The sequence below is a fragment of the Cylindrospermum sp. FACHB-282 genome, from assembly GCF_014697195.1.
Taxonomy (GTDB): Bacteria; Cyanobacteriota; Cyanobacteriia; order Cyanobacteriales; family Nostocaceae; genus Cylindrospermum.
On the sequence record NZ_JACJRJ010000008.1, the window covers coordinates 73464 to 86424 of the forward strand.

Consider the following 12961-nt stretch of genomic DNA (forward strand, 5'->3'; position numbering starts at 1 on the left):
TATAATTCCACTTCTACCAAATTAATATGAAGTTGCATAGAATAAGATGTCAAAAACAATTGACCGAAATAACCGTACAGGAAGACCTATGAATTAATGGATTTCCTTATTCTACGCAGCCTCACATAAAATTGGTATTAATTAATAAAAAGTACACCATATTATGAGCAATCCAATTCTTCAACCTATCAAAACTCAACTGGAACTGGGTGCTTTGACACTGGATCGGAATACAATCGGTTCGGCTTTAGCCAACCAACTTCAACAAGCCTTTTCTGGAGAAGTATTAAAACTGGAGGAAGTACAACAACCAATAGCTGAAACTGATAATTACCTGTATTTTCAGGCCATGATACCTTCATTGCTGAGGGTAAGACTGCAAACCGTCGAAGGCATCTTTTTTGTGTCTAACGGTCAGTTGGAGTGTCTGCTGAAAGCCACACTGCCAAATGTTTGGGATTTTTCTTGGTCCTACCCAGACCTTCCCGAATACACTAATTTTGGCAACTTAGACCCAGAAGCTGGCAATCAACCCTCACTTTTTTACGACTTGCGATTTCCTGATCGTAAGCCGATGGTACTCGTTTTTTCTTCCTATAATTTTCAGGAAGATCGAACCCCACAGTCTCATCTCACATTACTGGATGCCACCCTAGATGTTACCAAAATCCATCGGGGGCTAAATTTTATCTCGGAGATAGCACTTTCCGAGATACCTCTTTTGGCTATACTCATGGATTTTGCTGGTTATACCGATCTGACTTTGCCTTTTTATGGGTATTTAAACCAAGAACCCGAATATGAAGAGATTCGCTTAGAGATAGAACTTAATTTTAACAAAACCTATGAAGATATTTTCTCCTTTGGAATCTCTTTACTTGTCTTGCATACCAGCGTCTCTCTTTATGCTGACTATACAGGATCGGGCATTAGCTTTTTAGGAGGGGTTGCCATAGGAACCTCACAAACAGCTAAAAGCGTAGAGCTTTTATGGCCAGTGGGCAGTACACAACTGATTGTCAAAAATGCGGAACCTATTTCCTTTCCCGGTTTCGATACTTTTGCCAACTTATTAAGGGGTCATTTACCAGACGATAGCGATACCTTTCCCCTGGAAATAACTTCATTAAGTACTATAGAAATCCGTGAATTATCCTTACAACTATCGCTGATTCCACCGATGGTATCTCAGATTGTCTTAAGTGTTGGTCCAACCGAAGACTGGAATCATTCCCTATTAGGGCAAGCATTAACTATTGAAGATCTATTATTAAGGTGGGAAGTCAACCCGGGAGATCCTACTCCTATCCGCTTTTATATACTATCTGCTTTCAATGTGGGAGGCGGTTTGGTAAATGTTTCAGCAGTATTTCCAGATTTTGCTTTTTATGGTGAACTTGGCTTATATCAAACTATCGCACTAGATCAAGTCATTGAGGAAATAATACCTAATGCCCGCTTACCACAAATCTCGATATTAGACCTCGCTATAAGTGCCGATATCAAACAAGGATTGTACGCCTTTGAAATAGAGATGGCTAGTGATTGGGAATTGGACTTGGGGGGGGCTTCTATATTACCACTCAAATACCTGCACCTTTCACTGGAAAAGAACCCTGATGGTAGCTTTGCCACGATTAACAGTGTAATGACCATTGCCGGGGTGGATCTTATTCTACTGGCTACTAATGCCAACGAAAGTAGCGCGGGTTGGACATTTGCAGGAAGTACCAGACCTGGACAGGAAATTCCCATCGGACTGTTAATAGAGGATTTAGCAACAACCTTTGGGATTAAGGATAAGGATGGCGGTACAGATCGAGGTTTTCCCAAAGCGATTGAAGGATTAGTAATTGAAAATATAGCAACTTATTTCAACACAGATACCAAGGACTTCTACTTTACCTGCGAATCTGTCTTGGAGATAGAAGAAGAAATAGTTGATGTGATATTTAAGATTAATATCACCCGGCAACCAGACGGTTTCTACAATAAGCATTTTCAAGGCCACATTATCATCGGTAACTTCCAATTTGATCTGATTTTTGACGAAGATAATCGTTCTGAGTCTTTCATCGCCACTTACAGCCATCAAACTGGTAATGCCATTCCTCTGAGAGCATTGGTAGAAAATCTTTCATCTGACCAGAGCCTACTGGATATACTCGAAGGCATAGAAGTTGACCTCAAAGATGTTCTCTTTGCTTATAACAAGAGGGATACTGTCACCAAAATTCTATTCGGGCTCGACATTGGGACAAGCATTAACCTTTCTAAGCTGCCTCTAGTGGGTAAAGAATTTACTCCAGAGCAAAACGTCGGTGTCGATGATTCACAATTACTGATCGCCTCTCAAGATTTTACATCTCAAGAAATCACGACCTTTAACAACCTGATTCCAGAGAACGTCACCAAAATCCCCGAATCACCGACAACCAATAATGCAGCCAATAACGAGACAACTGTTGCTCTACCAAAAGGCTTAAATGTAGCCGCAAAGATGCAATTCGGTAGCACAACGGACACCCTCGCCTTGCCAGTTTCTGCTGCTGCCACCCAACCGACCTCCCCCAATCAGCCTGCTCTTCCTGCTCCTACTAGTACCTCCACCTCTGACAACGCCACCTGGTTCAAACTGCAAAAAAGCTTCGGTCCTGTCCAATTTGAAAGGGTGGGGGTGCAATATAAAGACGCGGTCATTTGGTTCTTATTAGATGCTGCTCTCTCTGTCGCCGGACTCACCCTTTCTCTAGAAGGACTTTCTGTTGGTTCTGCCCTCAGCAAATTTGAGCCAAAATTCAATCTACGCGGCTTAGGCTTGGATTACAAGAGCGGCCCCATCCAAATTGGCGGTGCTTTCCTCAAGGGCAAAATTACCTTCCAGGGCAAAGAATACGACGACTACAGCGGTACAGCCCTGATTCGCACTTCCACCCTCACACTAGCAGCCATCGGCTCCTATGTGCAACTGGACATGGGCCCTTCGATGTTTGTCTACGCCGTCCTCGACTATCCCATCGGTGGGCCAGCGTTCTTCTTCGTCCGTGGGTTAGCCGCCGGGTTCGGTTACAATCGCCTGCTGCACCTCCCCCCTGTCGATCAGATTGATACATTCCCCCTCGTGCAGGAAGCTGTAGGGAGTCTAGCTGGGACACCCAATCTAGCCGATGAACTGGCGAAGTTGCAGCAATACATCCCGCCATCTGTAGGAAATTACTTCCTGGCCATCGGGATTCGCTTCACCTCCTTCGAGATGATCGATTCGTTCATCCTAGTCACGGCAACATTCGGTCACCGCTTTGAACTCGACGTTGTGGGCTTATCAACTCTGGTCTTACCCGCAGCCGATGCAGAGAGTGCAGGTGTCACACCAATTGCAGAAGTGCAGCTAGCCCTGCGAGCCACCTTCATCCCAGACGATGGCTTCTTTGGCATTAGCGCCCAACTGACGCGCAATTCCTTCCTGCTCTCGCGCCGTTGCCAGCTCACAGGCGGCTTTGCCTTCTACACCTGGTTTTCAGGCACCTACGAAGGAGATTTTGTTCTCACCGTTGGCGGCTATCATCCCCAATTCTCTCGCCCCAGTCACTACCCCACGGTGCCGCGTTTGGGCTTTAACTGGCAGGTCAATGACCAAGTCACGTTCAAAGGGAGTGCCTACTACGCGCTCACCCCTTCTACCCTAATGGCGGGTGCCAGCCTGAACGCCACCTGGCAGGATGGTAACTTACAAGCCTGGTTTGATGCAGCAATCAACTTCCTGATTAGCTGGAAACCCTACCATTACAGCGCTGATTTCCATGTGAGTATCGGGGCATCCTATACCTTCCACTTCTTCGGTACTCATCACATCACCGCCCATGTTGGTGCAGATGTCAGCATCTGGGGACCTGAATTTAGTGGAAAAGCCCATGTTGATTTATCCATCATCTCGTTCACAATCCGCTTTGGTAGCAGTGGTCGCAACGAGATTGAACCCATTGCCTGGGAGACTTTCCGTCAATCCTTCCTGCCAGATGATAAGGCCAAGCTCTGCACCATCAACCTGAAAGCAGGGCTGACGAACAAGGCAGCAGCAAAAGACAGTACTGATGCAACCACACAGCCTCACAGCGATAACCTTGGCGTGGTCAATCCTAAAACCTTCTGCTTGACTACAGACTCTGTAATTCCAGCAAAGCAGGTCTATCGTGGGACACAAGACCAAAATACACTAGACCATACAGGTGCAACTGTCGAATTTAACATTGGCACCATGCAGTTGAGTAACAACCAGATCATCTCCACTCAACGTATGATCATTACCCGCGATGGTAATTCTGTAGAGGAAATGTTTGACTTCTATCCCCTGACCAAAAATGCACCAGCCGCGCTGTGGGGTCGCCAGATTCAACCCTCTTTGCAGGGAGATCAATTGATCAACAACTTGCTAACTGGTTACGAAATTCGAGTCAAACGCCTGGATGATGCACCCCACACCGAGCCAATTAGTTACGCTGAACTTCAACAAGCTGCCACTCTCGATCGCGAACCAGATGCGTTCCACTGGTCGTCACTAATACCCTTTATCCCCCAAGGGGCAGATAACCCAACTGCCCGCCGCGAAACCATTCGCAATACGCTCTACAACAATGACATAGCTGGTAAACGAGCGGCGATCGCTAGGGCTTTCCTCGGCGACGAAAGCCTCAATCTTGCCAATTTCAGTGCGGATGATTTTCTCAGCGCCCCCCAAGTAAACTAACCATGACCAATACTACTCCAGCTTCCCCAACGCCTGAAAGCCTAGTGTTTGCAGCCTACCACCGACCATCCCTCACGAGTGGCGACTATGAAATCCAGCTAGAACATACACTCCAAACCCAAAATGTTCCTACCAATAGCCGTGCCTACATCAGTCCCCAAACCTTCACGGCAAGGCGAAGCTTCCGGGTAGAAGGCGAGCAGTTTCAACTAAAACCGGAGGATATCCAGGCGGTGTTCCCGCCTCAAGGCAGCCTGGGCGACCACAGCAATGTCTTACCCCACATTATCTTGACCCGCAGCACCTTTCCCTGGGAACGGAGTCCAGACGGCAGCACAGAACCCTTAACCTGGTTGTTACTCCTAGTCTTCAGTGAACAAGAAAAGCCGGAGACAAAAGTCATTACCTTGGGCGAACTAGGGACCCAGGGGGCTAAATTCCCCGCGATCGCCCTCAACGACCACCAAAAAGCTAGGGATCCAGTAAGTGTAATTGATGTGCCACGTCGAGTTTTGGAACCCTTGCTACCGAGCCGCAATGAACTGGCTATACTAGCCCATGTCCGCCGCATTAACTTGAGTGGTGAGTCCATCAGCCGTACCGATTTGGATGACAGTGAGCAGGGGGTCATCATTGCCAATCGCCTGCCACAACCGGGAGCCACCAGCACTGTGCATTTGGTTTCTATTGAAGGTCGCTATACTGCTGGGGGCGGATTCGATTTCCAAAATGCCAGCCCCAATGATTCGATCCGTCTGGTGAGTCTGACCAGTTGGCGCTTCGCCTGTGTCACCAGTACCCAAACTTTCGCCAACATGATCAAAGGGTTAGAGCGAGATCATCGTTCATTCCGCTTGCCACCCAGTCCCAATAGCGATGCAGAATCCTTCTTACAAGAAGGGTTTGTGCCAGTTCGCCACGCGCTGCGCCAAGGTGGAAACACGCTCTCCTGGTATCGCGGGCCATTTGTAACGGGGCAAATTAACGACAGCGTTGAGGTTCCCGTTCATACTACTGATGCGTTGCTGCGTTACCACACCAGCGTTGGCATGTTTGATGTCAGCTACTCATCGGCGTGGGAGTTGGGGCGGCTAATGGCGCTGCAAAGCCCGACTTTTTCAACCAATTTGTATGAATGGAAGCGCCGACGGGATCAGCAGGCGAAGTGCAACGAACGCCCGGAGCAACAAGCTCATCCCTACGAGAGAGCCACAACAGACACCGAGATGCCTGAAGCGGTAAAGACTTGGCTGAATCAGTTGAGTCATCTGCAAGGAGTTCCCTTTAAGTATCTCGTCCCAGATGAAAAGCTGCTCCCCAAGGAATCAATCCGGTTCTTGAGGATCGATCCGAATTGGATTCGCTGTTTACTCGATGGCGCCTATAGCATCGGACGGGTAACGCCAGGGGATTTTGTTTGCGATTGCGCCACATCTTTGTCCATCCCCTATGGCCATGCTACGGGCGTGCTCATTCGCTCGGATCTGATCTCTGGCTATCCTGGTTTACTCATCGATGCCTACGATTCCCAGGGCAGTTCCCTAACTGAATTGCGACGGCAGTACCTCTCCCCCAATATCTTACTATGCCTGTTCGATGGGAATTTGTCCCGTCTCGATATCCATCAAAAACCAGAGATGTTACATTTTGCCTTAGAGATGTTGGATGATAACCGCTACCAAAAGATACTGCCCAGACAAAACAATCAGCTAACCATCACTGGAGAACTGCGTGAAGGGCGGGTTGTGGCGATCGCAGACCTGTCTATGCAGTTGTGTACAGCCCTACAAATGGAGCTTAAGACGTTCAATTCAGGGCACTTTGCATTACAAATGCTTGAAACATCAGAACGGGTTTCTATGACATCTTAGAAAAGGTTATGACAACCGCTGAACTAAATTTATTTAGATGTAGTATTCAATACATTTCGGGGTTTTTATTCCGGTTATAGTCCCATAAACATACATTTTTAGTTTTATAAACCATCTATCTGAAGAAAGATATTTTGTTGTATGATTAATTCTATTTTCTAAATTTAAAATCGCTCAAAAGCTCTAGTAGCAATTAAAAGACACAGTACTTCTAGGCTGGTGACACCGTTTTCCGCTTCAGGTAGAAGAAAGCAAAAGCATGAAATACTGGATCACGAAATTAGCAATTTATACATTATTGCTGTATTTGCTGCTAGAACCTAATTACGCGATGGGCTACGCCCCGCCAAAGGCATTTGCCAGTCAACTGACAAATGCTGATGTTAAAAACGTAGCCAGTGCTGGTGATAATTTCGGGGCAAGCAAAAAGGTAGATTTTCGGCGATTTCGGGAGATAGTCAGAGGCACAGATCAGCTAGAGGGACTGTTCACACTTTATTACAGCAAAGATGCTGGCAAGATTTACTTGCAACTGGCACCAGAACAGCTAAATAAAAACTACCTAGCTACGGTGACATTAGAATCGGGGCTTGGAGAAAGTGGACTTTATAGCGGTTTACCTCTGGCTGATTTCCTCTTCTACTTCCAGCGAGTAAACGATAATTTGCACTTTGTAGTGCGTAATGTCAAATTCCGGACTCAAGCTAATACACCAGAAGAGCGATCGCAAATTCGTTCATTTAGCGACTCAGTTCTTTATTCACTCCCCATAGATAGCATCGATCCGCGCAGTAAAAATATACTGATTAACCTGGATGATCTGCTAATGCAGGATTTTCCTGGATTAACTCCCCTATTAAAATACTCTTTACAGGCTGATTACCGCCTAGAAAAAAGCAAGTCATATTTTGGTGAAATCAGCAGCTTCCCCAAAAACCTGGAAATTGATTCAATTTACGGTTTTTATTCGCCAGAAGGAGCAAATTTAGTCACCTTACCTGATAGCAGGGCCCTTACCCTGAAGGTACACTACAGTTTTTCCCAGCTTGGCGAAAACAACGGTTATATTCCCAGACTAGCCGATGACAGAGTGGGATACTTTATCACCGCTTTCCAAAATTTCTCTAACAATCACCCTCAAGAACAATTTGTCCGTTACATCAATCGTTGGCATCTAGAACCATCCAACCCTAACGCACCTATATCTCCACCGAAAAAGCCAATTGTCTTTTGGATTGAAAACTCTGTACCACTAGAGTACCGCGAGGCGATTCGGGAAGGTGTGCTGATGTGGAATCAAGCTTTTGAAAAAGCAGGTTTCCAAAATGCCCTGGAAGTACAGCAAATGCCAGATGATGCAGATTGGCAACCGGCAGATATACGCTACAACACTATTCGCTGGTTTAATTCTATCGATGGAGGTTTTGCTAAAGGCCCAGTGCGCGTCAACCCACTCACCGGGGAAATATTGGACGCAGATATTATTGTCGATGCCAATATGGTGCGCTCAATTCAGCAACAATATCACCCACTGGGCAAAAACTCCTGTTCAGGTAATTTGCCTGGTATGTTCTCGAAGGATTTTCAGCCAGAGCAAATTTCTACAGCTAATGATGTCTGCTATGGGATGGAGTCTGCAAATCAAGCCGCTATGGGGGCACTGGCGTTGTCAATTTTGCAAAACGCTACACCGAGTAGTGAGGCTATGCAGGACTATGTGCATCAATATTTGCGTTCTCTAATCGCTCACGAAGTTGGACATACTCTTGGTTTGCGCCATAATTTTCACGGTAGCACTATGTTAGCTCCCGAAGAGTTAAATAATCTGGAAATCACCCACAATAAAGGTTTAGTGGGTTCGGTGATGGATTATTTACCAGTGAATATAGCACCCCAGGGAGTCCAGCAAGGTGATTATTTTCCGGGGATGGTTGGCCCCTACGATGAATGGGCAATTGCCTATGGTTATAAAAGAAGTTCTAATCTGGCAATTGAGGCAATTATTCCCGAAGCAGAAAAAGGTTTTTTGGCACAAATTGCTTTGGTGTCACCTCAACCTGAGTTATCTTACGCCACTGATGAAGATATCTGGGATATAAATCCTCTGGCGAATGTCTGGGATATGAGTAGCGATGTGCTTGTTTATTCCCAATGGCAAATGGATAATGCCCGTGTGATGTGGCAACGCCTTGATCAGCATTATCTATTGCCGGGAGAAAGTTATAGTCACCTGCGGGTTTTATTTAATAGGGTACTTCAATACTATTTTCGGAATGCCACTTTGCTGTCTAAATATATTGGTGGGCAATCTTTCCGCCGTGTTCATGCTGGGGATGAGATTTCCTGGGCATTTGTACCAGTGTCACTGATCAAACAACGTCAGGTGTTGGCGAAGTTGCAGTCTTATGTGTTTGCTGAGGATGCTTTTAGTTTCTCACCTCAGTTGCTGAATCAGTTAGCACCGTCGCGCTGGCAACACTGGGGTAGCCCGGTACTTAATGACCGCCTTGATTATCCCATTCACGATCGCATTTTGCATTTCCAAAGTGCGGTATTGCGATCGCTATTAGACAGCGAACGGCTAAATCGTTTGCAGGATATAGAATTCAAAAGCCAACTTGGGCAAGCACTCTCCATCCCCGAACTGTTCGATACTCTGCAACAGGGCATCTGGACGGAAGTTTTAGCATCAGTTGAACCAAAGCCAATTTCTAGTATCCGCCGTTCGTTACAACGGGAACATCTAAATATTTTGCTGGCAATGGTGTTGCATACTAGCGATACATCGGAAAATGGTCTGACACTGGCTTGGTATGAGTTGCATCAACTGCAAACAGCCATTAATCTCAGGTTAAAGGAATTTGGGGAAAAGCTTGATCTTTACACACTAGCCCACTTAAAATTTTCTGGCGATCGCATCACTAAGGCATTAAACGCCCAGTTACTCTCTAGATAACCTGCAAAAAACTGACAACCCATGACGAGAAAAGTATTAACTGGACTGAATTCACAAGCTTATGAGCACCCCTTTGATCGCAAAGCCTTGGCTTCTCTGAAAAATATGCCTGGTGTCTCCCCACTGCTAAAAAAGATTAATGAGTATGGCATTGATCGCCTACTCAGGCTACAAAGCCTTGGTAGTGAAATTAGAGTTACACCCAATAATTTTCCTCAATTGCATCAGCCACTTGTAGAAACTTGTCAAATTCTTGATGTTGCCAACCTGCCGGAAATGTATCTGTTTCGCGGCACAGGGCACATTAATACCTATGTAGTTGGGGTGGAAAAATCCATTATCGGGATTAATCTAGATGGTATGGAGTGGCTAAACCCAGAGGAATTACTTTTTGTTTTGGGACACGAAGTTGCTCGCATTAAGAGTCAACACATGATTTATCACCAAATGGCAATTGTCATGCCAGCTTTGAAAAATTTGTTAAGCAGTACTACACTGGGATTAGGAGGCTTGATAGCTGGTGGCTTGGAACTGGCTTTATATAATTGGCTGATGATGGCTAGGTTCACTGCTGATCGTGCTGGGTTGTTAGCTTGTCAAGATATTGATGTGGCCACTACTGCACTGATAAAACTCGCAGGTTTGCCAGAAGAATATTTGACTACTAGTGTAATTGATGATTTTGTTGTTCAAGCCAGAGAGTTTGCAGCCAATGACTTTGATAGTTTGGATCAGGTGACTAAAATATTAAGTTATACAGAAACCCGGCTTTCTTGGGTAGTTATGAGGGTTGGCGAGTTATTAAAATGGGTTGATTCTGGAGAATATGATAATTTAATTCAACACAAAGAGAAAGATTTAAACACCCCAGAAGAAAAGGAAGGGTGGAATTTTTTGACTTCTTGGTGATTTCTGGAGGGAGTTAGAATTACTATATTAAGTTAGCTTTTATCGGTAGGGTCAAAACAAATTCTGTGCCTTGTCCTATGGTGGAATTAAAATCAAGTTTCCCTTTATGTAGTTCTGTCACAATTTGATAGCTGATAGATAAACCCAATCCAGTTCCTTTACCCACGGTTTTAGTAGTAAAGAATGGGTCAAATAACCTCGATTTAATTGTATCTGGAATTCCGAGACCATTGTCTGCAATTGAAATCATGATCTGGTTTTCAGCTATCAGACGGGTATAAATCCAAATTGTATTGTGATGTGCAACGATTTCTTCAGTTGTCCGCTGCTCATTTGCCTCTTCCAAGGCATCAATTGCATTAGACAGGATATTCATAAATACCTGATTGAGTTGACTGGGGTAACACGTTAATAAAGGTATTTGTTCATATTCTCGAATTAATCGAATGCCATTTGGATTTTTTGGAGTGGCTCTCAAGCGCGTATTTAAAATCACCAACGTGTTATCAATTTCTTCATGAATATCAACTACTTTTAAAGTGGCTTCATCAAATCGAGAAAAAGTGCGTAGTGATTTGATAATTTTAGCAATTCGCTCTGCTCCAATATGCATTGATTGAAATATTTTTTCTAAATCTTCTTTGATAAATTCCAGTTCAATAGCTTCAATTTCTTGTTTAATTATATCGACTGGTTCAGGGTAACACTGCTGATATAGTTGGATTAGTCTAAATAAATCTTGAAAATAATTATTAGCATAGGGCAAATTTCCGTAGATAAAGCTAATGGGATTGTTAATTTCGTGGGCGATACCGGCAACTAAAACGCCAAGAGCAGACCTTTTTTCAGATTCAATAAGTTTCACCTGCAATGCTTTGAGGTTTCCTAGGGCAATTTCTAGCTCACGGCTGCGGTTTTTTAAAGTAGTTTGCGACTCTTCTAACTCTCGAATCACCCCTTTAAGAATCGCCTCGCTGCGTTCGCTGGCATGCTCTAGTTGGTATCGATCATCTTCAGATCGCTCTAGTTTTTTTTTCAGAATCCTAATTTCTTTAGCTAATTTTTTAATTTGCTCTTCACTATCTGCGGATTCCATAAACCGTTATTTTATACCTAGAATTAGGGTAACAAATGTTTCTTGATGATAATAATTTAAACCCTGTGATTTCATGGGCACAAATTCGCCGTAAGTATAGAAGCCGCAGATGGGGATAGTTTGGGAAAGTGTATTTTTCACAACATCTAATTCTTCTTTAGCTCTCGTACCCAAAATCCAACGGCGACAGCAACAAGAAAATAGTAAAACAGCTTCTGGTTCTGTGCCTGGATAGTTTTCTAAAGCCATCTTCAAGGAAGTTTCAGCCGCTGCAATTATTTCATCACGACTACTTTTTGTCACTTGCACTACTGCTTGCTCAGGAATATGACAGAGAAAATTAATGCTACCTGTTTCTGCATCGCAACTATTAGGAACTCTCATGTAATAGTCTTCGCTATCTTGTTCATAAACAGCCAATCCATTTTCAGGACTTGGTAGGCGATCGCCTAAATAGCGTTGGTAAAATTCTAGTGCAGGTTTTCCATCAATTTCATATAGAACTGTTCCGTGAGATTTAGTTACAATACTTTTGTTGCCAATAGGTTGCAACCCACATCCTTTTCCATAAGAAAATTGCAAATCTCCAGAAAAGATCAGAACGGGTAGAGCATCAGTGACTACTTCAGTTCGGCAAAATTGATAAGTTGTTTGCATCCTGAATTGATCTCCTGCCATACCACCAATAATCGGAACCTGTGAACCTAAAGCTAACTCCAATCCGCTAAGAATCGCATCACTGCTGGTGATTGAACCATCTGCTGTATAGCTAGCAGGTAGGGTAATACACAGTTTGGGAGGTGTGCTACTGTTTTCAGTTGCCTGTTGAACTGCCTGTTGAGCAGCAGCGAGGGGGTTGTCTTTGGTTTTATATCCCACTCCCGCACGGATTTCTACCGTATCAGAGCAGAAAAGCATGAGTGTGAGAGAGTCTTGTTGAAAACCCAATATTGAGGACATCTCACCATCTGTGGTACAACCAATCAGTTCGATCTTGGGAAACATCTGATTGATTGCTTGAAGGATTAGGGTATGTTCAAAATCAATGGCAGCAAATAACAGACCCCCTTGAGGAACAGTGCCTGTCAATGCTTTGATACATTGATCTAGGACTTCCTCAATAGCACTTTGAGCATCAGGATCTTCACTGTGACCAATGGCAATTTTTAGCATTTTCACATTCTAGTAAGTTTTCCTTACTTTTGGATTTAGTATTCAAATTATAGAGGATGAAAAACTTAATCTAAACTGCAACTTTTAGTTTATACAAGTAAGTAGGCGAAAAAAATCAAACTATGTTAAGTAAAGTAAAAAATATTGAAATTAGCTCTTAGTAAGGAATTCAGCCCTTCTTTGTCAAGAGAAAGCGGGCATAGCTGCGTTTA

Annotated in this window: 6 protein-coding genes; 4 read left to right on the forward strand and 2 right to left on the reverse strand. The window is 44.2% G+C overall.

What is annotated here, in order from left to right:
- The first annotated feature begins 163 nt into the window (after positions 1-163).
- From H6G32_RS06280 to H6G32_RS06295, 4 genes are all read left to right on the forward strand, one after another.
- On the forward strand, positions 164-4744 hold the full coding sequence (locus H6G32_RS06280) for a DUF6603 domain-containing protein (RefSeq protein ID WP_190456220.1): 4581 nt from the start codon (positions 164-166) through the stop codon (positions 4742-4744).
- Positions 4745-4746: 2 nt separating this feature from the next.
- A complete protein-coding gene (locus H6G32_RS06285; protein WP_190456223.1) occupies positions 4747-6615 on the forward strand; it encodes a hypothetical protein in 1869 nt (622 codons plus the stop codon).
- A gap of 259 nt (positions 6616-6874) precedes the next feature.
- Positions 6875-9571, forward strand: coding sequence for a zinc-dependent metalloprotease (locus tag H6G32_RS06290; RefSeq protein ID WP_190456224.1), 2697 nt, complete (start codon positions 6875-6877; stop codon positions 9569-9571).
- 21 nt (positions 9572-9592) lie between these two features.
- On the forward strand, positions 9593-10480 hold the full coding sequence (locus H6G32_RS06295) for a M48 family metallopeptidase (RefSeq protein WP_190456226.1): 888 nt from the start codon (positions 9593-9595) through the stop codon (positions 10478-10480).
- A 22-nt stretch (positions 10481-10502) separates the two neighbouring features.
- Here the strand turns inward: H6G32_RS06295 and H6G32_RS06300 are convergent, their stop codons facing one another.
- Positions 10503-11576 (reverse strand): ATP-binding protein, encoded by a 1074-nt coding sequence (locus H6G32_RS06300; protein WP_190456228.1) that lies wholly within the window; start codon positions 11574-11576, stop codon positions 10503-10505.
- A 6-nt stretch (positions 11577-11582) separates the two neighbouring features.
- Positions 11583-12749 (reverse strand): FIST signal transduction protein, encoded by a 1167-nt coding sequence (locus tag H6G32_RS06305; RefSeq protein ID WP_190456229.1) that lies wholly within the window; start codon positions 12747-12749, stop codon positions 11583-11585.
- Between the last annotated feature and the right edge of the window lie 212 nt (positions 12750-12961).